Raw genomic sequence first — 25,488 nt, 5'->3', positions numbered from 1 at the left:
GATGAGCCGTATCCCGCTGCCTTCTCCCGACAGCATGACTGATGACCAGAAGCGTGTGTACGAGAAGATCGTCTCGGGGCCGCGTGGCCGCCTGGTCGGCCCCTTGCGTGCGGCGTTGCACAACCCTGAGCTGGCCGAGCGCTGGCAGGCGTTGGGCGCTTTGCTGCGCTTTGGCACGAGCCTGCCGCCGCGCGTCAGCGAACTGGCCATCGTGGTCACGGCGCGCCGCTGGAACAGCCAGATCGAATGGTATATCCATGCGCAGGCCGCGCGTGCCGCCGGTATTTCTGACGCCGTGCTGGATGCCATTCAGGCGCGCGCGCTGCCCGTGTTCGATACCCGTGATGACGAGGTGGTGTACGAGTTTGCACGCCAGCTGCAAGAAACGGGGCAGGTCGAGCCTGCCCTTTACGCGCAAGCCGTTGAGCGGTGGGCGGCGGTGGGCGTCGTTGAACTGACGGCCGTGATCGGCTACTACACGATGGTGTCCATGACCTTGAACGCGCACGAGATTCCCATGCCGGACGACGCGCCCGCGCCGCTGGATACGCCGCGCGAACAAGATCAGCCGGCATTGAGCGCCATGGCGCCGCTGGCGCGCAAGGAGCCGTCATGAACGCGGAAATGCCGCGCATGCCGGTGGCGCCGCAACACGCCTTGCCTGCCCTGGCCTGCGACACGCACTGCCATGTGTTCGGCCCGTATGACCGGTTTCCCTTGCAGCATCCATCGTCTTACGCCGCACCGGACGCGCCGGTGGATCGCTACCTGCGCATGCTGGACACGCTAGGGGCGGCACGCGGCGTGCTGGTGCAGCCCGCGCCCTACGGCGTGAACCCCGCAGCGCTGCTGGATGCGCTGGCGCAGGGCGGCGATCGGCTGCGCGGCATTGCGGTGGCCGATCCGTCGGTGACGGATGCGCAGTTGCAGGCGATGGTGGACGGCGGCGTGCGCGGCTTGCGGTTTCTGGAAGCGCGCGATCCGGCCGGCAATCTTTTCCCCGGCAGCGTGGGCTTTGGCCAGCTGGCGGCGCTGGCGCCGCGCATGAAGCAGTTTGGCCTGCACGCTCAGCTATGGGCGCCTTGCGATGCCTATGTGCAGCATCTGCCCGCGTTGGCGGCGCTGGACGTGCCCATCGTCATTGATCACCTGGGCAGCGTGGTGCCGGCGCGCGGTGAGCAAGACCCGGCTTTTCAACTGTTGCACCGTCTGCTGGCAGAGGGCCGCATCTGGATGAAACTGACGCTGTGCCGGGTGGGCGCCGCGCCAGACTACGAGAACGCGCGGTTCATCCACGACGCCTATACCACTGCGAATCCAGACCAGGTGCTGTGGGGATCAGATTGGCCGTTCGTTCGGATGGGCGCATCCGCGCCGTCGGCGGACGCCCTGGTGGACGTGGCATATGACTGGTTGGGCAATGAGGGGTTGCGCAAGAAAGTATGGGTGGACAACCCGGCGCGGCTATACGGTTTTGCGTAGTCTGCCGGCGGCAGGCTGCGCCTTGGATACGGTCAGGCTAAGCGCAGGCTGAACCCCCGGGTCCGTCATCACGGACTCGCGTGCCACACGCCTTCGCCGCCGATCTCGCGCACCAGCGTTTCAATCTGCGCCGCCACTTCCATGACGGTGCGCCCGGGCCCTTTCGAACGTGAAAACGCCATCGAGATGATGCGGCCCATGGTGGGATCGCGCAGCGCGGCGATGCTGAGCCGGCCTTCCTGCACCTCTTGCCAGACGGCATGCAGGGGCAGCACGGTGTACATCTTTTCGTGCTCGACGATGGACTTCATCAACGGCAGCGAGTCCGCCTCGATCAGCGGCGCAATGGTGATCTTGCGCGCCCGCGCCAAGCCATCCAGCGCATTGCGCAGGCCGTTGGGGGCGCCCGGCAGAATGAAGGGCAAGCCATTGAGCTGGTCGAACGTGACCTCGCCGGATTGCGTGCGCGTGTCGCCCGCCGCGCCCACCAGGTAGGAATCCACATAGGCCAATGCCTGTTCGCCGGGCGGGCATTTGTCGCCATACCGGTACAGGATGGCGATGTCGACGCGGCTGTCGGTCAGCCACTCTTCGATCTGGCCGCTGGAACCCTCCAGAATCTTCAGGTGCACCTTCGGGAACTGCTTGCGCAGCCGCGAAAACAGGCGGCGGATAAGCGGGTGCGCCGTCGACGGCAGCAGCCCCAGCGTCACTTCCCCCGCCGGTTCACGCGCCTGGCCGTTGAGTTCCAGCTCGAGCCGCTCGGCGTCATTGAGCAGCGTCTGCACCAGCGGAAACAGGCGTTCTCCGACTTCGGATAAATGCACGCCGCGCCCTGTCCGGTTGAACAGCCGCGCATTGCATTCACGCTCCAGTGCGTTGATGCGGCGGCTGAGCACCGATTGATCCTGGTCCAGGTAGAGCGCGGCGCGTGTGATGCTGCCCAGCTCCGCAATAGCCAGGAACGCCCTCCATTTGTGCAGATCGGCGGTCAGGTCCAGGCTCAGGCCAGTGGCTTTGGCAGAAGGCATGTTCGGCAGTTCACGGTTAGGGGCTCAAGCAACGGCATAAGCGTACGGCAAAGCGCACGGGAATGGATCATTCCAGCCCCAGCTTGCCGCGCCGGATGACCTCGCCCCATTTCTTTGATTCCGTTTCCATCAGTGTGCGGTACTGGTCAGGCGTGGTGGCCGCCGGGATGGCTCCTTGGTCGATCATCTTCTTGCGCAGCACCGGGTCCGCCAGGGATTGGGCGATGGCGTCCGCCATCTTGTCCACGATGTCGCGGGGCGTGCCGGTGGGCGCAATGATGCCGTAGTTCGATTCCACGATCACGCCGGGAAAGCCGGCTTCGCGGGTGGTCGGCACATCAGGCAGGCCTTCGAAGCGTTCGGGGCTGGCCACGGCCAAGGCGCGCAGCTTGCCCGCCTTGATGAAGCCCAGCGCGGCCGACGCATCGCCCGGGAACATCTGCACCTCGTTGGACAGCAGCGCCGTCACCGCGGGCGCTGCGCCCTTGTACGGCACATGCATGATGTCGATGCCGGTTTGCTGCTTGAGCAATTCGCCGCCCAGATGCGGCGTGGTGACGTTGCCGGCGGAACCATAGTTGATCTTGCCGGGATGCTGTTTGGCGTCATTGACGAACGCGGCCAGCGTCGTGTCGGGCAGCGCCGGGTTGACCATGATGACCTGCGGAATGCGGGCCACCAGCGACACATACTGGATGCTGCCCACGTCGTACGGCACCTTCATGACGTGAGGCAATCCGGTAATGGCGCCCGGCACGCCAAAGCCGAAGGTGCTGCCGTCGGGGGTGGCGCGCACGGTGGCGTCCACGCCGATGGTGCCGCTGGCGCCGGCCTTGTTTTCAATGACGATGGTCTGGCCCAGCCGTTGCCCCAGCGCGGGCGCCAGCAGCCGGGCCAGATTGTCCACCGAGCCGCCGGGCGGATAGGGCACGATCATGCGGATAGGCTGGCTGGGCCAGGGTTGGGCGGCCTGAGCTGCGGGCAGCAGCGCGGCGCCCATCAATATTGCCGCCACCGTCAGTGCGGGTGCTTTGTGCATGGTCTCTCTCCAGGTCGCGCCGGGTCTTGCCGGCGCCATGTTGTTATGCGCCGTCCAGGCCCAGAACCTGTTTGGCGTAGATGTTTCGTTGAATCTCGTTGGTGCCGCTGAAGATGGTGGCGGCCAGCGCGTTGATGTACGGCGCCAGCGGCTGGACACCGCTGTTGCCGTAGCCCAGCCGCATGTCGGCGCCGCCATATTCTTCGGCAATCTGGATCAGCAGCGCACCCAGCCGTTCGTGGGTTTCGGTGGCCCAGATTTTCAATAGCGATAGCTCAGGTGGCAGCGGCCGCCCCGCACGGGCCAGATCGGCGAACACGCGGTACATGGCGGTCAGGTCAGCGCTGTCCAGCCGAAGCTCGGCCAGCCGGTCCGTGAATGCAGGGTCAGCCAGCAGGCCGCGTTGCCGCGCGATGCTGAAGAGTTGCTGCAACGCATGGTTGGCGTGCTTGGGGCTGCCGGTAAACAGCCGTTCAAACCCCAGCAGCGCCTTGGCGATGCCCCATCCCGCATTAAGTTCACCCACGACGTTCGCACGCGGCACGCGGACCTGATCAAAGAACACTTCGCAGAATTCTTCATGCCCGGACAAGGTTCGAATCGGCCGGCGGCTGATGCCGGGACGGTTCAGATCCACCAGCAGGAAGCTGATGCCCGCCTGCTTCTTCACGCTCTTGTCGGTGCGGACGAGCATGAACATGTGGGTGGCGTCTTGCGCCAGCGTTGACCAGGTCTTTTGCCCGGTCACGATCAGCGCATCGCCGTCTGTCACCGCTTCGCAACGCAACGACGCCAGATCGGAACCGGCGTTGGGTTCGGAATACCCCTGCGCCCACACGGCCTCGCCCGACAGAATGCCCGGCAGAAAGCGGGCGCGCTGTTCGTCGGTGCCGTAGCGGATCAGAATCGGGCCCAGCATCACCAGGCCTTGATCGGGCGCGCGCGCCACGCCGTAGCGTTCGGCTTCTTCGATGAATGCAATCTGGCGGGCGGGCGACAGCGCCATCCCGCCGTGTTCGCGGGGCCAGGACGGGGCAATCCAGCCCTGGCGCGATAGCGTGAAGTACCACGCCTTGATCTCGTCCCAATGCAGCCGCCAGGGAACGTGACGCAGGTGCGCCGGATAGTGCGCGCGGAAGAAGCGGCGCAACAGCGCGCGGAAGTCCGCTTCGGGCATGCCATTCCAGTCGGCATCCCGGGGAAAGGGCTCGGCCGCGTTGTCCGGTTCGTCTGCGTCATCCGCCAGCGGGGCGGGGTCGTCCGCCAATGCGCCATAGCGCTGGCGGTGGGCGGTGGCGTTGCCCAACCAGGCGGACAAGTGCAGGGCGCTACGGAAGTGCAGGCTGACATCGCATTCTTCCGTGTAGCCGATGGCGCCGTGAAGCTGGACAGCCAGCCGCGATGCCTCCAGCCCGGCACGCGCCGCGCGCGCCTTGACGCGGCTGGCCGCGACCTTACGCACGGTGATGGCGTCGGGCGTGTCAGCCAACGCGTTCAGCGCGTCTTGCAGGCTGCTTGCCGCCAGTTCAATTTGCGTTGCGGCGTCGACCACGCGGTGCTGCAACGCTTGAAACGACGACAAGGGTTTGCCGAATTGCTGGCGCGTGTTCAGGTAGGCCACGGTGTCGGCCAGCACCTGCCGCGCCACCCCGATCAATTCTGCAGACTGCATCAACCGGCCGTAGTCCAACGCGTGGTCAACCGCGTCCAGCACGTCATGGCGCGCCACAAGCGCGTCGGCGGGCACCGTGGCGGACTCAATGCTCAGGTGGCAGGCCGGCGTGCCGTCGGCGCGCGTGTGTGCGTGCGCCGTGATGCCGGGGGTGCCGGCTTCGACATAGAACAGCGCGGTGCCGTGTTCGCCGTCGGCCGTCACCAGCCAACCGTCCACGCCCGCACCGGGAATGACGTGGCGCTTTTCTCCGTTCAGCACGTAAGCGCCTTCTCGCGCCGTGACGCTGACGCCAAACGCGCCCGCCGCCTCGCCGGCTTCCAACTGGCCTTCGGTTTCTTGCCAGGCCACGCCAATGATGCGTGTGCCGGCGCAAAGGTCTTGCAGCAGCTGATCGCGCAGCGTTGAGCCCGGCGCCGGATCAATGCGCGTCAGCAGGGCGGTGGCGAGCACTCCCGCGCCCACCAGCGGCTCGGGCAATTGCGCGCGTCCCGCTTCTTCCATTACGGCCGCCATCGCGTGCCAGCCCAAGCCCAGGCCGCCCAGGGCTTCCGGCACGCTCATGCCTACCCAGCCGGCCGTGGCGATCTCTTGCCAGTAGTCCCGGTCTGCGGCGCGCGCGGCCCGCTTTCTTTGGCGCTGATCGCGCCTGGAAAGCAAGTCGCGTGCGCTGTCGCGAATGGCTTCGATAAGGTCGTGGTCAACGGCGTTCATACGATGCCCTCCGCGTGCAAGCGGGCGATCTCGTCGTCGGACAAGCCCAATTCCGCGCGCAGCACCGCCGCCGTGTGTTCGCCCAGCAGCGGCGGGGGCAGGCCCGGCGTGATGGGCGTGTTGGAAAAATGAATGGGGTTGTTGATAACCGGCATGGCGCCAAGCTCGGGGTGGTCAACGCTGCCCAGCACCTTGCGATGCTGCACCTGCGGGTCTTCAAACACCTGGTCCATCGTGTAGATGGGGCCGCAAGGCACGTTGGCGGCGGCCAGCGCTTCGTTCCACGCTTGGGCGGTGCGCAGGCGCATCGCCGGTTCGATCAGGCGTGATAGCTCGGCTTGCGCCGCGGCGCGCAAGGGGTTGGTCAGGAAGCGCGCGTCCTCGGCCAGCTCGGGTAATCCGATGACTTTGCAGAAGCTGCGGAACTGTGAGTCGTTGCCCACCGCCACCATCAGATGGCCATCGCTGCATGCGAACGCGCGAAAAGGTGCGGTGATCTGTGACGCCGAGCCCATGCGCGCAGGCAGTTTTCCGCTGGCCAGATAGTTCATGCCGATATGCGAAATGGCGGCAATCTGTGCGTCCAGCAGCGCCAGATCGATATGCTGGCCTACCCCCGAAATCTGATTCCTGTGATGCAAGGCAGCAAGGATGGCGGCCACCGCATAGAAGCCCGCGGTCAAGTCCGACACGGAATAGCCGGCCTTCACCGGCCCCGCACCCGGCTCGCCATCGGGCACGCCGGTGACGCTCATCAGGCCGCTCATGGACTGAAAGATCGGGTCGTAGCCGGGCAGGTGGCTGTACGGCCCCGTTTGGCCAAAGCCGGTGATCGAGCAATACACCAGCCGGGGATTCAACGCCGACAGCGACGCGTAGTCCAGCCCATACCGGCGCAGGTCGCCCGCTTTGAAATTCTCGATCACGATGTCGGCGGTCTGCGCCAGCCGGCGTACCAGCGCCTGGCCTTCGGGCCGCGAGATATCGATCGTCAATGATTTTTTGCCGCGGTTCATCGCCACGAAAGACGACGTTTGCGGGCTGGGTTCGCCGTTGCGGCCGGGCATCGGATAGCCTTGATGCCGGACGTCGTCACCGCGCCCCGGGCGTTCCACCTTGATCACGTCAGCGCCAAAGTCAGCCAACATTTGCGCGGCCCACGGGCCGGAGAACACGCGGCTCAGGTCCAGGACTTTTACGCCTTCTAGCGCACGGGTCATGTTGTCTCCTTAGCGGCCCTGAAAGACCGGCGCGCGCTTTTCCAGGAACGCACGGCGCGCTTCCTGGGCGTCTTCGGTTTTGGCGATGGCGGCCGTCATGTCCTGCTCGTACCGGTAGCCGTCGCGCAGGCTCATGTCTTCGATGGCGTTCAACGTCTGCTTGGCCAGCGCGCTTGCCAGCGGACTCTTGGACGCCAGTTCGCGCGCCAGTTCCATGGCGCGGTCCATCAGTGCGTCGGCGGGAACGGAGGCTTCAACGATGCCCAGCCGGTAGAGTTCGTCGCCATCGATTCGCAAACCGGTCAGCATCATTCTGCGCAGACGCGAATGGCTGAACAGCCGCATGCCGTGGCGGCCCCCGCCCAGCAGGCCCACATTGATTTCCGGCAGGCCCACCACCGCCGTGTTGGCGGCCAGCAGGATGTCGCACGACGCCACGATGGCCAGGCCCGCGCCAAGCGCCGCGCCGTTGATGGCGCCGATGACGGGCTTGGCGCATTCGCGGATGGCGTGAAAGCACTCGCGGGTACGGCGCGAGTGCTGCGGAAGATCACCCGGCCCTTTGATGGTGGCGGCACGGGTCTTCAAGTCGGCGCCCGCGCAGAACGTTTTGCCTTGCCCCGACAGCACCACGGCGCGGACCTCAGGGGTTTCAGAGATGCGGTCCAGCACCCACGACAGTTCGTTCATCATCTCGGTGCTCAACGCGTTCACCGGCGGGTTGGCAAGCAGGATGATGGCGACGCCGCCGTCTATCGTGACGTCGAGCGCGGTGTAGGGGCCGGCGAGATTTTCCGGGTGGCTCATGAGGCAGTCTCCGTTTGATTTATATGATCTTGCGGTCGCGGAAATCCTGGATCTGCTCGGCGCTCATGCCCAGTTCCTCCAGCACTTGTTCTGTGTGTTCGCCCAACAGCGGCGGCGCGCGATCCACGCGCAAATCCGATGACGCGAAGCGCAAGGGGTTCATCACTTGCGGCACCGAACCGGCAGCGGGATGCGGCAGCCGGCGCAGCATGGCGCGGTGCACGACCTGCGGATCTTCAAACACTTCCGGCACCGTATTGATCGACCCTGCCGGCACGCCCGCTTGCTTCAGCGCCGCCAGCCAGTGCGCGCGCGGTTGCGCGGCAAAGATTGCGTCCAGGATGGGGTCCAGCGTGGCCTGGTTCTTCACGCGTTGGCTGTTGGTGATATAGCGCGGGTCTTGCGCCAGCGCATCCTGGCCAAGCAAACGGCACAGCGTGGCGAACTGCGCGTCATTACCCACGACGATCACAATGTCTCCATCGGCGCAGGCGAAGGTGCGTTGAGGCTGAATGTTGGGATGCGCGGTACCCGTGCGGCGCGGCACGCGATTGCCCAACAGAAAGTTCATCGCCTGGTTGGCCAGCAGGCCGACCTGCACGTCCAGCATGGCGACGTCGATGTGTTCGCCTTGGCCCGTTTGCGAACGGCGCAGCAGCGCGGCAACGATGCCTAGTGCAGCGTAGACACCCGTGGTCAGGTCCACAATCGGCACGCCCACCTTTTGCGGCCCGCCACCGGGCTTGTCGTCGCGTTCGCCCGTGACGCTCATCAGGCCGCCCATGGCCTGGATCAGAAAGTCGTAGGCGGGTTCTGCTGCACGCGGGCCCGTCTGGCCAAAACCCGTGACCGAGCAATACACCAGACGTGGGTTTATTTTGGACAGCGATTCGTAATCCAGGCCCATGCGGGCCAGGGTGCCGACCTTGTAGTTTTCGAGCACGACGTCCGCGTCACGGCACAGCTCCTTGACCAGCGCCTGGCCTTCGGGCGTCTGCAAGTCCAGCGTGATGGAGCGTTTGCCACGATTGGTGGCGATGAAATAGGCACCGTCGGTGGTGTCCTGGCCCTGTTCGTCTTTCAGGAACGGCGGGCCCCATGACCGGGTGTCGTCGCCCAGGCCAGGCCGCTCGACCTTGATGACGTCCGCGCCCAGATCGGCCAGGATCTGGCTGGCCCAGGGGCCGGCCAGAATCCGGCTCAGGTCCAGCACTTTCACGTTTGATAACAGCGGCTGCAAAGCCTTCTCCTTGACGCCTGTGATGTGCAGGTAGTCTAGGATTTCAATGGCTGGGCGGGATGCGCGTGGCGCGCAAAGCTGTTATGCGTTCCGCGCCCCGGCTGCACGTGGCAGGCGGGGCGCGGTGAGGTCAGCGGCCGGTATCCGGGTAGTTTGGCCCGGCGTCATTAAAGCCGCCACTGCTGTACGGATTGACCGCGCCCGGGTGGGGCGGGCCGCCGTTACCGGGCGCGCAGCCGCTGAGCAACACAGCGGTGGCAAGCAGGGCAAGCAAATGCTTCAACGTGAATGTCATGGAGGTCTCCTGCGGCTGCCCCTCAGCAGGCGCGTCGTGCGCAGCGTATGCAGGAGATTATAGGCGCGGCTCAGTTCTCAAGCGCTGGCGCCAGCAGCGCAAATGCTTTGGCCTGATTGTTCGCGTTTGACAGCAATTCCGCCATCGATACGCCATTGCGCGGGTTCAGCGTCAGCGTGATCGAACGCTTGTCGCCGCTGGCGAAATTGGCTGCGGCCTTGCAGGCGTCGTCGTTGTCTTTGAAACCGGCGAACGACTTTTGGTCATAGCAGCGCTTCTTGCTGTCGCTGACCAGTTTGTCGAATTGCTTGGCGCGCTGTTTGTCGGGGTTGCCGTCGCCGGGCGTGGCGGTCAGGTTGTAGCGCTTGAAGAGTTCAATGCTGCGTTTGACGTGGCCGTCGTCCTTCACCGACAGGCTGCCCGTCTTGATGCGCATTTCGGCCAGCGGGGCCAGCGTGCGGTCAAGGCGGCCCATGCCCATCAAACCCATCATGCCTGCGGCGGCCAGCGCCGAGCCGTCTTCGGCCATGGCCACCGCGGCGTTGACGCGGTCCAAGTTCAGCGACAATTCCGCGCTAAGCGCGTCGGGCTGTTCCAGGTTCAGATGAACTTCGGCGTCGTCGTCGTCGCGGTCGTAGTCCCAGCGCACGCGCAGGTTGGCGGGCGGCAGGTCCAGCTTGCCGCCTTGGCGGGCCAGATCCGTCTGGCTCAGCACGCTGTAGCCGTTGGGCAACGCGGCGCCTTCAATCGTGACGTCGCCGCTGCGGCGGTCGGCGGTGTTGCGCAGCCCGCTGATCTTGACGGTGTCGATCAGCGCGATGGGTGATCCCGCCGGGCCGATCGTCACCTGCTTCAACTTGGCGGACCCGAAGGGCGACGCCGAAATGCTTTCCCAACGCACCATGTCGCGCTGGCCGGTCTTGTCCAGCAGCGCCACGATTTCGTCTTCCGCCTTGCCGGACGCATACGCGCCCAGGCCCCACCAGGCAGCAACCAGCACCACCACGACACCGCCTGCGATCAGGCCATTCTTTTGTTTGATCATTGCGTTGCTCGTCTGGCGGTTAGGGTTGGGTCGCTTGGTCGATCACGGCCTGGGCCTTTTCAGGCGTCCAGTCCGGCAGGCCCAGCATCATGCGGGCGCCCACCAGCGGGTCGTTCAGGTCGGCGCAGCCTTCCTTTTGGCACGCGACGGGCGCGGCCTGGCCCAGCGTCAGCAAGGTCAGCGGCAGGCCCTTGTCGTCCTGGCGCTTGGCGTCCAGCGTGATTTCACCCGGCACCAGATACCAGCCTTCCTTCATGGCCTTCTGGCCGGGCAGGCGCATTTCGTAGGGCCAGTCGGCGATGGCGTCGTTGTCTTTGTGATCGTCCACGTGAACGACCATGCGCACCGCCGCCTTGCGGCCGGCCATCAGCGAACGGTAGTCGCCGCCGGTCAGCAAGTCGTAGTGCACGTCGCGTTGCATGCGTCCCAGGATGCCCTTGGGATCGCTCTTGGCCTGCTCCACCAGGTTCTGGTATTGGCGCAGGTGGTCGCGTTCCTTGTTGGCCAGGCGCATCAATTCTTCGCGCTTTTTGCGGGCCAGCATTTCGTCGCGTTTGAACAGGTAGTTCTGCGCGTATTGCAGGTTGTAGCGCCATTCGCCGCGCGGCTTGCCGGTGCGCCAGTCGGTCGGGCGGTCGGCGGTGATCACGTAGAGCAGGTGCTCCATCTGGTCGCCAATGGCGCCTTGCTGGAAGTCGTCCGAGAACACGATGCGGGCATTGCCGGCGTCGGGCAGTGCGGTGCGTTCCAGCACGCGCAGCGCGCCGTCCACGGCAACCTTGATGTCAGTGGCGTTGCGGAACACGTTCGCGCTTTCGGTGACGACATCGATGCGGCTCACGCGCCACACGTCCAGGCCGCTGCCGTACGACATGCGTTCGGCGCGCATCAGGTAGTGCGAGCGGCTGGCGGGGTCGCTGTCCAGGTGGAACCACAGCGTGCCTTCGTCGTTGACATAGGCCAGGCGCGCAGCGGCGACGGGTGATGTGAACGGAATGCCCGACACGACCCACACGTCATTGCTCTGCCCGATGCGCGCGCCGTCGGAACGTTCCAGCCGCAACCGGCCCTTGCCCGTGGCGTAGCCGTCGGGGCCGCAGGTCAAGCCGTCGGATTTCAACGTGATGTATTGCGCGCCTTCGCCCAGGCGGAAGGTCGAGACGACCTTGCAGCCGTTCTGATCCGCCATGGTCTTCAGCATCTGGGTGCTGGCCAACGCGGCGGCGGGCGACGGTGGCGTCCAGCCGCTGACCGCGAAGGCGGTTTGGACGGCGGGGGCGGGCGCAGGCGCTGGCGCCGGGGCCGGGGCCGGGGCCGTAGCGGAGGCAGTGGCAGTGGCAGTGGCCGGGGCAGGGGCAGGGGCAGGGGCAGCCGCCAGCGCCGGCGCGGCGGGTTCAGCGGCGGCAGGGGCCGGAGCTGGGGCTGGAGTCGGGGCCGCGGCAGGTTGCGCTTCAAAAACTGGGGCCGGTGCCACCGGCGCTTGCGCGATGGGCGCGACGCTGGCGGGAGCTTGAACGGATACCGTGGGCGCTGGCGCTTCCACTTGCGCAGGCGCTGCGGCTAGCGGCGCAGCGGCGACGGGCGCCGGCGCTTGCGGCGACACAGCCGTGGGAGCAATTGCGGGCGCCGCTTCAGGGGCGGTGACGGCCGGGGCGGCAATCGCGGGGGCGGTCGCCGCGGCAGCAGGAGCAGGTGCAACGGGAGCCGCAGCCACGGGCGCTACCGCAGCCGCCGCCACCTGCATCGCCCAACCGTTGGCTTTCGTGCTGGTGCCGTCCGCTACGCGTGCGCCGGCGTTGTTGACGCTGGTCCAGCGCAGGTCGACGGCTTGGGGGCATTGCTTGCTGAGCAGCACGCCGATCTTGGGCAGCAAACGGCCCAATGCGGCGGCGTCTGGGGCAGCGCCGTACACGGCGCGCAGATCAAGGTGAGGACCGCACCAGGGCGTACCCGTGGCGTGGTCGATGAATATTTCGATGTTTTCGGCTTTGGAATATGCCAGGCGATACGCCTCGGCGTGCGCTGGCAGGCTGCCAACACTGGCGGCGATTGCCGCGGCCACGCAGACCTTCTTCATGCTTCGAGCCTCGCCCTGTACGGATTGGTTTACAGTATAACATTGCGAATCATTTGGAAATAAATGATACGTCCGTCAGGAATGTTCCTATTCGGGTAAATATCGCGCTAAATCAAGGGGTTAGTGAATGGCTTCAGCATTCGTCGGATGGGTTTCAACGAAATTGGCAATCAGGTCCGATGTCAGCCGTTCATTTGGCGCAATAGTTTCCGTCACGGCCGTATTGGCGCTGACGGGGTGCGTCAGCACCGGCTCGGGCAAGATGGGCCTGGATTTCGGTGAAGTGCTGGCCAAAGAGCAGCAGGTGTTCACCGTGAATGGCGAGCGCGCGGCGCTGCGCAAGTACTACAACGATTCCTACGACATCAAGCTGTACGGCCAGAAAAAAGTGATGGAGCTTGAGGTCAAGGGCGCGGCCATGATGGTGGCCAATGTGTCCGAAGTGCCTGGCGCGACGCTGATCACGCTGGACGTTCCGGAGCTGGGCTGCAACCACGTTTATCACGTGTACCGCGTGTCGGGCACGCAATCGTCCAAGTGGCAAAACAGCTATCGCAGCTGCGAAGGCCCGCTGTCATTCAATGTGGCCAATGGCCAGTGGACCGCGCGTCAAACCGTGAAGCCCGCCGTCGGCAAGCCTTACATGCTGGTTTATCAAGACGGCAATCTGTACACGCGTCCGCTGGAAGTCGCCAAGCCGCGCGTGCCGGCCAAGCCGCGTCCCAAAGCGCCGCCCAAGGCCAAGCCCGCCGCACCCGTGGCGGATGCCGTGAACCTGGACGATGTGGCGGCGCCCGCGCCGGCCGCCGCCAACCTGGACGAGATCGACGCGCCGCCGCCGGGCAAGATCAACACCAGCGGCCTGAAGGCGGACACGGCCAGCGAAGTGAAGATGAAGGACGAGAAGTAATCACGGCGACGGCAAGGCGGTGACGGGCAAGCGCTCCGGGTACAGCAATCCCGGAGACGCGCCCAAGGACCAGCGATCCCGGAACGCGATCCCGGAACGCGAGCCCGAAACCGCGAGCCCGAAACCGCGATTACGCGGGGCCGCCCGCCACCGTCTTGCGTTTCGTTCTGGGCGGATCGCAGCGTTGCCGATACGCCTTCACCGCGTCGGACTCTGTCGATTGGAAGTAGGGGTGCGGGTACTGCACGTCGCGCATCGCGTCGTGCATGCGCCGGCCCCACACGCATTGCGCCTGGGCTTCGTCCCACAGCCGCACGGCCTGCTCCCGCTGGCCGCTACGCCAAAGCGCCAGGCCATAGTCGGCCACGAGTTCCTCGTTGCGCGACAAGTCGCGATACGACGTGTGCAGCAGACGCAGGCCTTCGTCGGCATCGCCGCGCAAGCTCAAGATCCAGCCCAGCGTGCCTTGGTTGTACGCGTTAGGCCCCCGCACCCGGATCGACTGCCGCGCCTGGGCCTCGGCTTGCGGCAGATAGTCAGGAAAGTCCGCCAGGTAGTACGCGACGTTGTTGGCCCAGTCGGTGTCGTCGGCGTGAGAGCCGCGCCCGCGCTTGTTCTGGCGTTGTTGCAGCGCTTCTGCATCGGCCAGCGCCAGGTCCGGCATGCCCAGCAACTGCTCAAGTTCCAGCCGGTCGCGCAACAAGGCGGTGTCGACAGGTTTGAGCGATTCCGGGAAGCGCCACGCCCGCGCACGCAGCAGCCATGCTTGCGCCGCGTCCTTGCGGCCGGTCATCAGCAGCAGATGCGCCACGTTTATTTGCTGCAGGGGTGTTTCCGCGCAATGCATGGTGTTGATCAACTGCTGCGCGCCTTCCGCATCGTTCTGACTGAACTTGCGGTTGATGGCGTCCAGCTCGTCGAAGCACTTCCGGTTGTCGGTGACATCGGATTCAATCGACAACGATATCGGCACGGCCGGCACGTCGTGGCTGAAGTACGCGGTCGCGCCTTGGCGCGTGGTGTAGCCCAGGTCTACCCATTGCTCGCCCCAGCGCTGATGCATGGTCAGAACGTAGGGCCAGGCGGGTACGGGTTCCCTTTCGCGGCTGGAGGAGTGCAGCTGGAAGAAATGGCCCCACGCCCCGTCGCCTACGCGGCGGATCAGCGTGAAGTCGTCGGGGTCGTGCGGCTTGTCTGTCCAGACCCAGGCGGTGCGCCCGTCGGCATCGGTCACGCCATGCAGGATGCCGTCCTGGCTGGGCGTGTTGTGGATAGATTCCTGCTTGCCCGTCAGGAACAAACGGTAGGGCGTGTTGGGGGCGGGGGCGGCATCGTGGTTGTTCAGCAGCGTCAGCGTCAGGGCCTGGCCGTGCGGCCCTGCGCCGTATTGCGCCATGCCGGCGGGTGGTTCGGCGGGGGCGTCGGCCTGCGCGCCGATTGGCGTCAGCAGGGCGGCGGCGGCCAGGAATAGCGGAGTCAAGCGGTGCTGCATCGAAGGTGTCATGGAAGCTGCGGAGGGCGGTGCCAGGGGGCCGGTTATGTCGGCGAGCCCGATTGTGTCACGAACGCACTACCGCGCCAGCCGCGCATCGATGAAGGCGCTGATCGCGCGGGTTTCGTCGTTGTCCGCGCCCACGTCCGCGTTGATCTGCGCGTGGTTGCGCGCCACGCCAACGAGCTCGGCCTGGCCGCCTTGCGCGGTCAGCAAATCCGCGTAGCGTTGCGCCCGCCGGCAAGGGTCGGGGCGCAAGGTCGAGCAGACGAATAGCGCGGGCGGTTGACCGCCGCGCAGTTGCGCGGCGGGCGAGGCCACGGCCCAGCGCGCGGGGTCGGTGCCGAAGGCCTCGTCGTAGAACGGGGCGTGTGGGCGGGGCATGACGTCCAGCAGATCAAACCCCGCGCCATCCAGGATGACGCTGGCCCGCCAGAGCGGCGCGCCGGTGCGTTGCCGCATGGCGTCGTCGGCGGCCAGCAGCGCCAGCAGATGCCCGCCCGATGAATGGCCCATGACGATCACGTTGCTGGCGTCCGCCTGCCAGCTTGGGGCCTGTTGGGTGATCCAGGCGATGGCGCGCCCCAGGTCTTCGGCTTGCGCTTCGGGGCGTGCCTGCGGCATGAGCCGCGTGTTGACCGACACGATGGCGTAGCCCTGGGGCAGCCAATGGGCGAGCTTGTTGTCGACGACTTCCGCCGCGGCCTTGTCGCCGTTCTTCCATGACCCGCCATGCACGATGACAAGGATGGGGGCGGCGCGCGCGTGCGGGGCGTCGGGCAGGTAGACGTCGGCGATCTGCGCGGCGTCGGGGCCATAGCGCTGGTCCGTCAGCGCGGCGGCAGAGGCCGGCGCGGATAGGGCGGTGGCCAAGGCCAAGGTCAGGGCAAGCAGCGAATGGCGTAAGCAGGGCGGGCGCATGGCGGGCAGGGAGGCAGGGGACGCCGAACACTGTAGCCCGAGGCGCGCGAAGCGGGGTGAACCTTCGTTGAACGCGTTGTCGAGTCCTTCGCTGGCTTCTTCGCTGACGCCTTCATTGACTCCTTCGCTGACGCCTTCATTGACTCCTTCGCTGGCTTCTTCGCTGTCTTCTTCGTTAGACGCTTCGTCGCCCTTGCCGTGGAATCCTTCTGCGCGTCGCCACAAGCTGTGGCATGCTCCGGCCCTTGTGGCCCGGCCCACCGCCTTCCCCGCCCGCACTCCATCGCCCTTATCCCATGCGTCTCATGCCGAAACTCCTGCTCCGCGTTTGCGACTTCCTGCTGCTGGCGGGCGCGGCCGCGCTCTTTGGCGCCTGCCTGACCTCGTTGCTGACAACAGGCAACTACGGCTGGGCGGTGCCCGATGCGCCCTACGTTTACTCGCCGCGCGACTTCTACGCCGACGCCGTGCTGGCGGGGCTGGCCGGCCTGCTGGTGCTGGTGGTGGCCGAGCGATTCTCCGCACCCCGCCTGCCCCCGGCCTGGCGGTTAGGTTTGACGTTCATCGCGGCGCTGCTCGCCCTGTACCTGGCCCCGCCCGCGCCGGTGGTGTTCGGCAATACCTGGGCGTCCGGCGAGGCCACCCGCGAATTGTTTCTGGCGCAATGGCGCCTGGTGCTGCCCATTGCCCTGGCCGTGGCGGCGGCGCGGTGGGTGCTGCGCCGCGTGTTTGTCCGCTGAGAACCGTTGAAACGCGCTAACGCCCGCTGAAACCGGCTGCCGCCCTGGGGCGCCGCCCGCCATTCACCCCGCCCGCCGACCCGGAATTTCATCGAGATGTGGGGCATTTGCGCTAGGATTGACGCCACAAATTCCCGCCTCCCCTGGAGAAACCCCGCATGACCTCCCTTGCCTCGTTCGACATCACCAAGAAGTGGCCCGCCCAGCATCCCGACCGCCTTCAGCTGTATTCGCTGCCCACGCCCAATGGCGTGAAGGTGTCGATCCTGCTGGAAGAAATGGGGCTGCCGTACGAGGTGCACCGGGTCAGTTTCGATACGCAAGACCAGTTTTCGCCCGAGTTCCTGTCGCTGAGCCCGAACAACAAGATTCCGGCCATCCTTGACCCCAATGGCCCCGACGGCAAGCCGTTGGCGCTGTTCGAGTCGGGCGCCATCCTGATCTATCTGGCCAGCAAGACGGGCCAGTTCATTCCCGCGGACACGGCCGGGCGCTACGAGACGCTGCAATGGGTGATGTTCCAGATGGGCGGCATCGGCCCCATGTTCGGCCAACTGGGCTTCTTCCATAAGTTTGCCGGCAAGGACTACGAAGACAAGCGTCCGCGCGACCGTTACGCCGCCGAATCCAAGCGCCTGCTGGGCGTGCTGGACAAGCGCCTGGAAGGCCGCGACTGGGTCATGGGCGACGAATACACCATCGCCGACATCGCCATCCTGCCGTGGGTGCGTAACCTGGTTGGCTTCTATGGCGCAGGAGACCTCGTCGAGTTCTCGCAGTTCAAGAACGTGGCCCGCGTGCTGGAAGCCTTTGTCGCCCGCCCGGCCGTCGTGCGCGGCCTGACGATTCCGCCCGCGCCGTAACGGCAACACCGAGCCCGCCATGGAACTGCGCCAACTGCGTTACTTCGTTCGCGTCGTTGAGGCGGGCAGCATCGGCCGGGCGGCCATGTCCATCGGCATGGTCACGTCCGCGCTCAGCCAGCAGATCAGCCGCCTGGAAGGCGAATTGTCGACGCGGCTGTTGCAGCGCAGCGCCAGCGGCGTGGTGCCCACCGATGCGGGCCTGGCGTTCTTTCGTCAGGCGCAACTGGCCCTGCGCCATGCCGATGACGCCGTGCAGGCCGCGCAGCAGGCGCGGCTGGCCGGCCACGTCAGCGTGGGCCTGCCATCCACCACCGCCGCTATTCTGGGGGCGCCGTTCCTGCAAGCCATGAACGAGCGTTATCCCGACATCCGGCTGCATCTGGTCGAGGCGCTGTCGGGCCATTTAAGCGACATGCTCAACGGCCGTCTGCTGGATCTGGCCATCGTGTTCCACACCGAATCCGCGCGCCGTTGGAGCGTGATGCCTTTGCTGGACGAACCCTTGTTTCTCTGCGCGCATCGCGACATGCCGGGGTTGCCATCGGGGGTTACATCGGGGGCGACATCGGGGGCGACATCGGGGGGCGCATCGGGCGGCGCGTCGGGCGGCACTACGCAGCTGGCTGCCATCGCTCACTTGCCGCTGGTCTTGCCCAGCGGCCGCCATGGCTTGCGGGCGTTGGTCAACAACGCGTTCCAGCAACTGGGCCAGACGCCGCGCGTGGTGGCTGAAGTGGATGGCTTGTCATTGCTGATGGACGTTGTACAGCTGGGCAACGCCGCCACCATCCAGCCCAGCTCGGCCACCGCGCGCATCGCGCCCGGCCAGCTGCACATGGCGCGCATTGAAGACGCGCACCTGTTCCGCCCCAATCTGCTGGCCAGTTTGTCGGACGACGAGCTCTCGCCCGCGGCGCTGGCCGCCCGCCTGGTGCTGGCCGATGTGTCGCGCACGCTGGCGCGCGAGGGCAAGTGGGCGGTCGTTACCCTTCACGAATCGTGAAGACCCGTTGACGCCTGCCTGATATCGCGCGCGCCACCCGCTGGGTACAGTCGGCCTCTTGAATTGGGGACGATGGCATGGTGGACGTCTTGGTGGTGGGAGGGGGCAATGCGGCGCTGTGCGCGGCCCTGATGGCGCGCGAAGCGGGCGCCAGCGTGATGCTGCTGGAAGCCGCGCCGCGCGAATGGCGTGGCGGCAATTCGCAGCACACGCGCAATTTGCGCTGCATGCACGATGCGCCGCAGGACGTGCTGATCGACGCGTATCCCGAAGAAGAATATTGGCAAGACCTGCTGAAGGTCACGGGCGGATTGACCAACGAGCATCTGGCGCGCCTGGTCATCCGCGAATCGTCGACGTGCCGCGACTGGATGCGCCGCCATGGCGTGAACTTCCAGCCGCCGTTGTCGGGCGCGTTGCATGTGGCGCGCACCAATGCGTTTTTCATGGGTGGCGGCAAAGCGCTGGTCAACGCGTACTACCGCAGCGCCGAGGCGCTGGGCGTGCAGATCCGCTACAACGCGCCGGTTGATGCGCTGGAACTGGAAGACGGCCGCTTCAAGGCCGCGCGCATCGGCGACGAACGCATCGAAGCGCGCGCCTGTGTGCTGGCCGCCGGGGGCTTTGAGTCCAACCGCGAATGGTTGCGCGAGGCCTGGGGCCAGAACGAACGCGGCGAATGGCCGGCCGACAATTTCCTGATCCGTGGCACGCGCTTCAACATGGGCGTGCTGCTGAAATTCATGCTGGATGCGGGCGCGGACAGTATTGGCGACCCGTCGCAATCCCACTGCGTGGCGATCGACGCGCGCGCGCCGCTGTATGACGGCGGCATCTGTACGCGCATTGACTGCGTGTCGCTGGGCGTCGTGGTCAACCGCGACGCCGTGCGCTTCTACGACGAAGGCGAAGACTTCTGGCCAAAGCGCTACGCCATCTGGGGCCGGCTGACCGCGATGCAGCCCGGCCAAATCGCGTATTCCATCATCGACGCCAAGGCCGTCGGCCGCTTCATGCCGCCGGTGTTTCCGGGCGTGAAGGCCGACACCTTGCCCGAGCTTGCTGAAAAGCTGGGCCTGGACGCCGCCACGTTCGAGAGGACTTTGCGCGACTACAACGCGTCTTGTCGTGTCGGCACGTTCGACCACACCGCGCTGGACGACTGTCACACCGAAGGCGTCACGCCCGCCAAGACGCACTGGGCGCGCCCCATCGACACGGCGCCGTTCTACGGCTACGCGCTGCGCCCCGGCATCACCTTTACCTATCTGGGCCTGAAGGTGGACGACACCGCGGCCGTGCGCTTTAACGATGTGCCTAGCGCCAACCTGTTCGTGGCCGGCGAAATGATGGCCGGCAACGTGCTGGGCAAGGGCTACACGGCAGGCGTGGGCATGTCCATCGGCACGGCGTTCGGCCGCATTGCCGGCACCCGCGCCGCCGCCGCTGCGCGCCAACAGACCCTTGCGAAGAGCACCACATGAAGCAGCTTGAAGCCCTGGCCCGCGAGGCGCAATCGTTTTCCCAAGCCGATGCGCAGGGGCACGCCCACCCTCAATCCGGCGGCCAACCCGCCATGACCGAACAACCCGTCCGATGGATGGGCAAAAACGCCAAGCCGCAAGCAGACGCGTTGACCGGCGATGAAACCGAAGTGGCGCGCGTCATGCAGATCTGCAATGCCTGCCGCTACTGCGAAGGCTTCTGTGCGGTGTTTCCCGCCATGACGCGCCGCCTGGAATTCGGCAAGGCCGACCTGAACTACCTGGCCAACCTGTGCCACAACTGCGGCGCCTGTCTGCACGCCTGCCAGTACGCGCCGCCGCACGAGTTTGCGGTGAACGTGCCGCAGGCCATGGCCAAGGTCCGCATGCAGACCTACACCGATTACGCCTGGCCCGCCGCGCTGGGCACGCTGTACAAGCGCAACGGCCTGGCCTTGTCGCTGGCGACCGCAGGCGGCCTGGCGCTGTTCCTGGTGCTGGCTGTGCTGATGGCGGGGGGGCTTTTTCACGAGCCCATGGCCGGCAATTTCTACGCGGTGTTCCCGCACAACACGCTGGCGCTGATGTTCGGCGTGGTGTTCGGCTTTTCGATGCTGGCGTTGGGCGTGGGCGTTACGCGCTTCTGGCGCAACGTCAGCCCGGGGGCGGCATCCGGCGCGGCGGTGGCCGAGGCGGCGCACGACGCGCTACGGCTGCGCTACCTGGACGGCGGCCACGGCAAGGGCTGCAACAACGCGGACGACGCCTTCACCTTGTGGCGCCGGCGCTTTCATCACTTCACCTTCTACGGCTTCATGCTGTGTTTTGCCGCCACCTGCGTGGCCACGGGGTATCACTATCTGCTGGGCCAGCAGGCGCCGTATCCGTTCTTCAGCGCGCCGGTATTGCTGGGCACGGCGGGCGGCATCGGGCTGTTGATTGGCCCGGCCGGCCTGCTGTGGCTGAACATCAAGCGTCACCCGCAGCAAGGCGACGCCGCGCAAAAGCCCATGGACCGCGGCTTCATCCTGCTGCTGTTCTTGACCAGCGCCACGGGGCTGGCCTTGCTGGCAGGCCGGGATGGCAGCGCCATGGCGCTGTTGCTGGCGATACACCTGGGCGTAGTGATGGCGCTGTTCCTGACGCTGCCTTACGGCAAGTTCGCGCACGGTATTTACCGCTCGGCGGCGCTGCTCAAGTGGTCGATTGAAAAGCGCCAACCGAACAAGCTGCAACTGGGGTCTGACTGAACGGCCCCACCCCTCGCGGGAATGACGGCGTCCTGTGAAGACGCCGCACTCATCACAACCCTGGAGACAACAATGTTCCTTACCCGACTGCCCGCGCGCGTTGCGCTGGCCGCCTGTCTGCTGCCGGCCCTGCCGGTGGCGCACGCGCAATCCTTTCCTTCCAAGCCCATCACGCTGGTGGTGCCGCACTCCGCCGGCGGCACGTCTGACATCCTGGCGCGCACGGTGGCGGCCGAAGCCGCCAAGACGCTGGGCCAGACCATAGTCATCGACAACAAGGGCGGCGCCAACGGCACCATTGCCGCCAAGCAAGTGGCCTCGTCCGCGCCGGACGGCTACACGCTGCTGCTGGCCACGGCCAGCACGCACGGCATCAACCCGTCGCTGTACTCGCGCATTTCGTATGACGCGGTGAAAGACTTCACGCCGGTCACGTTGCTGGCGACGGTGCCGAATGTGTTGGTGATCGGCCCCAACGTCAAGGCCGCGAACGTGCAGGAACTCATCACGTACATACGCGGTCAAGGCGACAAGACGAACATGGGTTCGGCGGGCGCCGGCACGCCGGGCCATCTGGCCGGCGAGATGTTCAAGAGCGCGGCCAAGCTGGAATTCACGCACGTGCCGTACAAGGGCGGCAGCCCCGCCATTACCGACTTGATCGGCGGCCAGATCGACTTCATGTTCACGACCATTCCTGGCGTGTTGCCGCACGTGAAGGCGGGCACCTTGCGCGCGCTGGCGGTGACGTCCCCCGAGCGTTCCCCCGCCATGCCCGATGTGCCGACGATGGCCGAATCCGGGCTGCCCGGCTTTCAGGCTGTGTCATGGCATGGCGTCGTGGCGCCGGCCGGCACGCCGCCTGAAGTGGTCAACAAATTGAACGCGGCATTGAGCGGCGCGCTGGCGGCGCCCGCGGTGAAACAGCGCCTGATGGAAGAGGGCGCAGCCGCCTCCAACCTGAACACGGCCGCGTTCGGCACGTTCATCCAGGCCGAGATCGCGGCCTGGGCGAAGGCCGTGAAGGACTCGGGCGCGACGGCGAACTGACGCGGGGTTCGACAGCCGTTTCCGTCAACATGGCGCGTAGCCCGGCTGTGTGCATGCGCATGCTAGGATGCCCGCCATGTTGACGACCCTGCTGTTTTCCCTGCTGACGGTGACGTCGGCGGATGCCGCCGCCGCCGCCGCCTTCGACCTGAACTGCATGATTGCGGAAAAAGACGAAGGCGGAATGTTGAATGCCGCCGAACACTGCGCGCGCGTGGATGGCGGCACGCTGGTATTCCGCCCCGGCCTGTTGGGCCAGATGGATTTCAACGCCGATGGCTTGTCGCCGGTCTTTACGAACCGGTCCTGGTATTGGGTGCGGCCCGACGGCAAGTCGGCCGCCGTCGTCACCTACGACAACATGGCCGACGACTTCGACGACGGCTTGACGCGCGGCCCCTGGTCGGGCGGCATGGCCTATTACGACACGCAGCTCAACCGCGTGCTGGCCACCCCTTACGAATGGGTCGACCGTTACAGCGCCGGTCTGGCCGTGGTGTGCGAAGGCTGCCGCAAGGCGTTCACGCCCGACGGCGAACACAGCTTCATGACGGGCGGCGAGTGGGGCGCCATCGACCGCGCAGGCAAGCTGGTGTTGCCGCTGCGGCCGGATGCGGCAAGCCTGATGCGCGAGGTCGAGGCGGCGCGGGCTGCGGCCCCCTCCGGTCCACGCTGACCTGGGTTTAGAACTTGTACCGCAGCTGTGCGAACACGTTACGCGGCGCGCCGTAGTAGACCGAGTTGTAGTTGCCCATGCCCGAGTAATAGTGTTTGTCGAACACGTTATTCAGGTTGACCGTCAGGCGCAAATCCTTGTTGAAGTCGTATCCCGCCATCAAGCCAAACACCGCGTAACTGTCCTGCGTGAATCGATAGTTGCGTGCATCGACTTCTTGCGTGAAGAAGATATTGCCTTGCCAGTGCAGGTTGCCGCCTACGGTCAGCCGGTTCCAGTCGCCCGGCAAGCGGTAGGTGGTGGCCAGCTTGAACAGCTGTTGCGGCTGCGTGCTGCTGACGCGGCGGCCTTCGCGATCGCGTGAACGGCTGTAGGTGTAGCCGGCATGCAATTGCCAGCCCGGGAGCACTTCGCCCGACATTTCCAGTTCGACGCCGCGCGTGGTCACGCCAGGAATCGCCACGTAAGCGGTGCTGCCGTCTGGCGTTGTCGCGCCGCTTGCGTCCAGCTCGGCGACGTTGTCCTGCTTGAGCTGGAACAGCGCAATGCTGGCGTTCAGGCGGCCATCCAGGTATTCGCCCTTGGCGCCGAATTCGAAGCTCTTGCCGGTCAGCGGGTCCAGTTGGCGGTTGTTGGCGTCGAAGTTATAGGCCTGTGGTTTGAACACGTCCGTGTAGCTTGCGTACACGGTGTGGTGCGTGTCGACGTCGTAGGTCACGCCGGCGTAGGGGATGAGCTTGTTGCGCACGTCCGTGGAATAGGCACGATGGCGGCCGTTGGCGTAGTTGATGTCCTGGCTCCACGAGTAGTTCGTCATCCGGCCGCCCAGGATGAATGACAGCCGATCCGTGGGATGCAGCACGGTCGCGGCGTACAGGATCTTCTGGTTGACCAGCATGTCTTGCGTCAGCCACCACTCGTAGGATGATGGCTCGGTGGCGTCGTTGTTCCAATGGAAAGCGTCATTGATCCACAAGTCGGTGTCGCCGTCTTTGCGGTTGGACTGCGCGTGCGTGCGCGCGGCGTTGTAACCGACCACCAAGTCGTGCTGGCGGCCGAACAGCGTGTACGGGCCAGAGGCCTGAATGTCGATGCTGTTCTCGCGCGAGTCGGTGTTGAACCGGCTGGCGCCGCCCGGATAGAACCCGTGGCTGATGCGGTGGTCCACCACATCCACGGTGCTGCTGCCCATGCCTGAGATCAGCTCGCGCGATTGGTAGTTGCGGTGCGCGGCGGCCAGTTTGAAGTTCCAGCCGTTGTCCAGCGTGTGCTGGATGTCGGCGAACAGGCGTGTCGTGTCCTGGTTGCGCCAGGCCCATTTGTCGGCGGGGTTGGTCGACCGCGAAAACGTGACCTGCGAGCCGTCCGAATACAGCGAAGGCAAATGCGTGTTGGTGGTGGCTTGGTTGCGGTTCTGCTGGGTGTCGACGCCAAAGGATGCGGTCGTGCGGGGTGACAGGTCGGCTTCGATGATGCCGTAAGCAATGTTCTCCTTGCCGCGTGCATAGTCCATGAAGCTGCCGTGAGTCTCGGTGGCGCCGACGACGCGGCCGCGAATCTTGCCGTCTTGCGTCAAGGGGCCGCCCAGATCCACTTCGCTGCGGTAGCGGTCCCAGGACCCGGCGCCCGCGCTCAGGCTGCCCTGAAATTCCTGGGTGGGCCGCTTGCGGATGAAGTTGACGACCCCCGATGGATAGCCGGCGCCATTGACCAGGCCAGTCGCGCCCTTGAGCACTTCGATGCGGTCATAGATCACAGAGTTGGTGATGCTGAAGTTGTCGCGGACATTGCCGCCATCGCTCGACAGGCTGGGCAGGCCGTCGAACTGGAAGTTCTCAAGCTGGAAGCCGCGTGAGAAGAAGCTGTAGCCCTCGGAGTTGTCCTGGTTGACGACGATGCCGGGGGTTTGTTCCAGCGCGCCCGCCACGCTCACGATGCCCTGGTCATCCATTTGCTGGCGCGTGATGACGCTGACAGACTGCGGCGTTTCCCGCATCGACAGCCGCATGCGCGTGGCCGATGAGGATTCCGGCACGGTGTAGGAACCCGTGCCTTCGCTGGGCGTGATTATGCTGGCGCCCGTCACGAGCACGGGTTCAAGCGACGTTACGCCGCTGGCCGCCGGTATGGGGCGCACGGTCATGACGCCGTTGCGCGTGATGAGCAATTCCAGCCCCGTTCCTGCCAGGGCCTGCCGCGCCGCCGCTTCGGGGCTCAGCGCGCCGCGTACCGGCGCGGCTTGCTTGCCTGAGACCAGCTCGGCGCTGGCTGAAATGGTGCGGCCGCTTTGCAGTGAGATCCGGCTCAGCGTGTCCGCCAGCGAGGCGGCGGGCAGGTCGTAGGACAGGACGCTTTGCGCTGCGGTGGGAGCGGCGGGGGCGTCCTGGGCGTAGGCGGTCTGCGATAGCAATGCGGCGGCGACAAGCGCGGCGCCGCGGGTCAGCGGGAAATTCATGGTGGCAAAGGTCCGGCGA

Annotated in this window: 22 protein-coding genes; 10 read left to right on the top strand and 12 right to left on the bottom strand. The window is 65.8% G+C overall.

Features of this window, described 5'->3' with window-relative positions:
* Nucleotide 1: 1 nt before the first annotated feature.
* Nucleotides 2-616, top strand: coding sequence for a carboxymuconolactone decarboxylase family protein (locus HV765_RS22190; RefSeq protein WP_175171041.1), 615 nt, complete (start codon nt 2-4; stop codon nt 614-616).
* Nucleotides 613-1,482 (top strand): amidohydrolase family protein, encoded by an 870-nt coding sequence (locus tag HV765_RS22185; RefSeq protein WP_175170967.1) that lies wholly within the window; start codon nt 613-615, stop codon nt 1,480-1,482. Before HV765_RS22190 ends, HV765_RS22185 begins: the two co-directional genes overlap by 4 nt.
* A gap of 68 nt (nt 1,483-1,550) precedes the next feature.
* Here the strand turns inward: HV765_RS22185 and HV765_RS22180 are convergent, their stop codons facing one another.
* From HV765_RS22180 to HV765_RS22140, 9 genes are all read right to left on the bottom strand, one after another.
* Entirely contained in the window at nt 1,551-2,513 is a 963-nt protein-coding gene (locus tag HV765_RS22180; protein WP_054423240.1) for a LysR family transcriptional regulator, read from the bottom strand.
* Nucleotides 2,514-2,580: 67 nt separating this feature from the next.
* Nucleotides 2,581-3,552 carry a tripartite tricarboxylate transporter substrate binding protein gene (locus tag HV765_RS22175; RefSeq protein WP_175170966.1) on the bottom strand — a complete coding sequence of 324 codons (972 nt, stop codon included), beginning with the start codon at nt 3,550-3,552 and terminating at the stop codon, nt 2,581-2,583.
* Between the two features lie 43 nt (nt 3,553-3,595).
* Nucleotides 3,596-5,938, bottom strand: a complete 2,343-nt coding sequence (locus HV765_RS22170) for an acyl-CoA dehydrogenase family protein (protein ID WP_175170965.1) — start codon at nt 5,936-5,938, stop codon at nt 3,596-3,598.
* Nucleotides 5,935-7,158: a CaiB/BaiF CoA transferase family protein gene (locus HV765_RS22165; protein WP_175170964.1), complete on the bottom strand. Its 1,224-nt coding sequence runs from the start codon at nt 7,156-7,158 to the stop codon at nt 5,935-5,937. The genes HV765_RS22170 and HV765_RS22165 overlap by 4 nt, the downstream gene beginning before the upstream one ends.
* Before the next feature lie 9 nt (nt 7,159-7,167).
* Nucleotides 7,168-7,965, bottom strand: coding sequence for an enoyl-CoA hydratase/isomerase family protein (locus HV765_RS22160; protein WP_054423236.1), 798 nt, complete (start codon nt 7,963-7,965; stop codon nt 7,168-7,170).
* Between the two features lie 19 nt (nt 7,966-7,984).
* Entirely contained in the window at nt 7,985-9,205 is a 1,221-nt protein-coding gene (locus HV765_RS22155) for a CaiB/BaiF CoA transferase family protein (RefSeq protein ID WP_175170963.1), read from the bottom strand.
* A gap of 130 nt (nt 9,206-9,335) precedes the next feature.
* Complete coding sequence (locus HV765_RS22150; RefSeq protein WP_175170962.1) at nt 9,336-9,500, bottom strand: hypothetical protein; 165 nt, start codon at nt 9,498-9,500, stop codon at nt 9,336-9,338.
* Between the two features lie 70 nt (nt 9,501-9,570).
* Nucleotides 9,571-10,545: a hypothetical protein gene (locus tag HV765_RS22145; RefSeq protein ID WP_175170961.1), complete on the bottom strand. Its 975-nt coding sequence runs from the start codon at nt 10,543-10,545 to the stop codon at nt 9,571-9,573.
* Between the two features lie 19 nt (nt 10,546-10,564).
* Nucleotides 10,565-12,622, bottom strand: a complete 2,058-nt coding sequence (locus tag HV765_RS22140) for a hypothetical protein (protein WP_175170960.1) — start codon at nt 12,620-12,622, stop codon at nt 10,565-10,567.
* Nucleotides 12,623-12,785: 163 nt separating this feature from the next.
* Between HV765_RS22140 and HV765_RS22135 the strand changes: the two genes are divergently transcribed.
* On the top strand, nt 12,786-13,532 hold the full coding sequence (locus HV765_RS22135; protein WP_156336548.1) for a hypothetical protein: 747 nt from the start codon (nt 12,786-12,788) through the stop codon (nt 13,530-13,532).
* Nucleotides 13,533-13,662: 130 nt separating this feature from the next.
* Here HV765_RS22135 and HV765_RS22130 read toward each other — a convergent pair whose 3' ends face one another.
* Both HV765_RS22130 and HV765_RS22125 read right to left on the bottom strand, forming a co-directional pair.
* On the bottom strand, nt 13,663-15,036 hold the full coding sequence (locus HV765_RS22130) for a tetratricopeptide repeat protein (protein WP_175170959.1): 1,374 nt from the start codon (nt 15,034-15,036) through the stop codon (nt 13,663-13,665).
* A 66-nt stretch (nt 15,037-15,102) separates the two neighbouring features.
* Entirely contained in the window at nt 15,103-16,170 is a 1,068-nt protein-coding gene (locus tag HV765_RS22125) for an alpha/beta hydrolase (RefSeq protein WP_254600673.1), read from the bottom strand.
* Between the two features lie 80 nt (nt 16,171-16,250).
* On the opposite strand from HV765_RS22125, the gene HV765_RS22120 reads away from it, so the two are divergent.
* The 7 genes from HV765_RS22120 (at nt 16,251) to HV765_RS22090 (ending at nt 23,014) form a co-directional block, all read left to right on the top strand.
* Nucleotides 16,251-16,685 carry a hypothetical protein gene (locus HV765_RS22120; protein WP_175170958.1) on the top strand — a complete coding sequence of 145 codons (435 nt, stop codon included), beginning with the start codon at nt 16,251-16,253 and terminating at the stop codon, nt 16,683-16,685.
* A 158-nt stretch (nt 16,686-16,843) separates the two neighbouring features.
* The gene (locus tag HV765_RS22115; protein WP_175170957.1) at nt 16,844-17,548 is read left to right on the top strand and encodes a glutathione S-transferase N-terminal domain-containing protein; all 705 of its coding nucleotides are present in this window, start codon (nt 16,844-16,846) and stop codon (nt 17,546-17,548) included.
* Nucleotides 17,549-17,567: 19 nt separating this feature from the next.
* Nucleotides 17,568-18,554: a LysR family transcriptional regulator gene (locus HV765_RS22110; RefSeq protein WP_175170956.1), complete on the top strand. Its 987-nt coding sequence runs from the start codon at nt 17,568-17,570 to the stop codon at nt 18,552-18,554.
* Between the two features lie 77 nt (nt 18,555-18,631).
* Nucleotides 18,632-20,038 carry an FAD-dependent tricarballylate dehydrogenase TcuA gene (gene tcuA, locus HV765_RS22105; RefSeq protein WP_054423227.1) on the top strand — a complete coding sequence of 469 codons (1,407 nt, stop codon included), beginning with the start codon at nt 18,632-18,634 and terminating at the stop codon, nt 20,036-20,038.
* A complete protein-coding gene (tcuB, locus tag HV765_RS22100; protein ID WP_276529733.1) occupies nt 20,035-21,288 on the top strand; it encodes a tricarballylate utilization 4Fe-4S protein TcuB in 1,254 nt (417 codons plus the stop codon). The genes tcuA and tcuB overlap by 4 nt, the downstream gene beginning before the upstream one ends.
* A 72-nt stretch (nt 21,289-21,360) precedes the next feature.
* Nucleotides 21,361-22,338: a Bug family tripartite tricarboxylate transporter substrate binding protein gene (locus HV765_RS22095; RefSeq protein WP_054423225.1), complete on the top strand. Its 978-nt coding sequence runs from the start codon at nt 21,361-21,363 to the stop codon at nt 22,336-22,338.
* Between the two features lie 76 nt (nt 22,339-22,414).
* The gene (locus HV765_RS22090; protein WP_175170955.1) at nt 22,415-23,014 is read left to right on the top strand and encodes a hypothetical protein; all 600 of its coding nucleotides are present in this window, start codon (nt 22,415-22,417) and stop codon (nt 23,012-23,014) included.
* Nucleotides 23,015-23,021: 7 nt separating this feature from the next.
* Here HV765_RS22090 and HV765_RS22085 read toward each other — a convergent pair whose 3' ends face one another.
* Nucleotides 23,022-25,469: a TonB-dependent siderophore receptor gene (locus tag HV765_RS22085; RefSeq protein ID WP_175170954.1), complete on the bottom strand. Its 2,448-nt coding sequence runs from the start codon at nt 25,467-25,469 to the stop codon at nt 23,022-23,024.
* Between the last annotated feature and the right edge of the window lie 19 nt (nt 25,470-25,488).

The sequence above is a fragment of the Achromobacter kerstersii genome, assembly GCF_902859595.1.
GTDB lineage: Bacteria > Pseudomonadota > Gammaproteobacteria > Burkholderiales > Burkholderiaceae_B > Achromobacter > Achromobacter kerstersii.
This window is presented reverse-complemented; position numbering and strand designations above follow the sequence as displayed.

Excerpts from the sequence above, each read along its gene's own strand:
- HV765_RS22190 (WP_175171041.1), top strand. The coding sequence starts at position 2 with ATGAGCCGTATCCCGCTGCCTTCTCCCGACAGCATGACTGATGACCAG.
- HV765_RS22185 (WP_175170967.1), top strand. The coding sequence starts at position 613 with ATGAACGCGGAAATGCCGCGCATGCCGGTGGCGCCGCAACACGCCTTG.
- HV765_RS22180 (WP_054423240.1), bottom strand. The coding sequence starts at position 2,513 with ATGCCTTCTGCCAAAGCCACTGGCCTGAGCCTGGACCTGACCGCCGAT.
- HV765_RS22175 (WP_175170966.1), bottom strand. The coding sequence starts at position 3,552 with ATGCACAAAGCACCCGCACTGACGGTGGCGGCAATATTGATGGGCGCC.
- HV765_RS22170 (WP_175170965.1), bottom strand. The coding sequence starts at position 5,938 with ATGAACGCCGTTGACCACGACCTTATCGAAGCCATTCGCGACAGCGCA.
- HV765_RS22165 (WP_175170964.1), bottom strand. The coding sequence starts at position 7,158 with ATGACCCGTGCGCTAGAAGGCGTAAAAGTCCTGGACCTGAGCCGCGTG.
- HV765_RS22160 (WP_054423236.1), bottom strand. The coding sequence starts at position 7,965 with ATGAGCCACCCGGAAAATCTCGCCGGCCCCTACACCGCGCTCGACGTC.
- HV765_RS22150 (WP_175170962.1), bottom strand. The coding sequence starts at position 9,500 with ATGACATTCACGTTGAAGCATTTGCTTGCCCTGCTTGCCACCGCTGTG.
- HV765_RS22145 (WP_175170961.1), bottom strand. The coding sequence starts at position 10,545 with ATGATCAAACAAAAGAATGGCCTGATCGCAGGCGGTGTCGTGGTGGTG.
- HV765_RS22140 (WP_175170960.1), bottom strand. The coding sequence starts at position 12,622 with ATGAAGAAGGTCTGCGTGGCCGCGGCAATCGCCGCCAGTGTTGGCAGC.
- HV765_RS22130 (WP_175170959.1), bottom strand. The coding sequence starts at position 15,036 with ATGACACCTTCGATGCAGCACCGCTTGACTCCGCTATTCCTGGCCGCC.
- HV765_RS22120 (WP_175170958.1), top strand. The coding sequence starts at position 16,251 with ATGCCGAAACTCCTGCTCCGCGTTTGCGACTTCCTGCTGCTGGCGGGC.
- HV765_RS22115 (WP_175170957.1), top strand. The coding sequence starts at position 16,844 with ATGACCTCCCTTGCCTCGTTCGACATCACCAAGAAGTGGCCCGCCCAG.
- HV765_RS22110 (WP_175170956.1), top strand. The coding sequence starts at position 17,568 with ATGGAACTGCGCCAACTGCGTTACTTCGTTCGCGTCGTTGAGGCGGGC.
- tcuA (WP_054423227.1), top strand. The coding sequence starts at position 18,632 with ATGGTGGACGTCTTGGTGGTGGGAGGGGGCAATGCGGCGCTGTGCGCG.
- tcuB (WP_276529733.1), top strand. The coding sequence starts at position 20,035 with ATGAAGCAGCTTGAAGCCCTGGCCCGCGAGGCGCAATCGTTTTCCCAA.
- HV765_RS22095 (WP_054423225.1), top strand. The coding sequence starts at position 21,361 with ATGTTCCTTACCCGACTGCCCGCGCGCGTTGCGCTGGCCGCCTGTCTG.
- HV765_RS22090 (WP_175170955.1), top strand. The coding sequence starts at position 22,415 with ATGTTGACGACCCTGCTGTTTTCCCTGCTGACGGTGACGTCGGCGGAT.
- HV765_RS22085 (WP_175170954.1), bottom strand. The coding sequence starts at position 25,469 with ATGAATTTCCCGCTGACCCGCGGCGCCGCGCTTGTCGCCGCCGCATTG.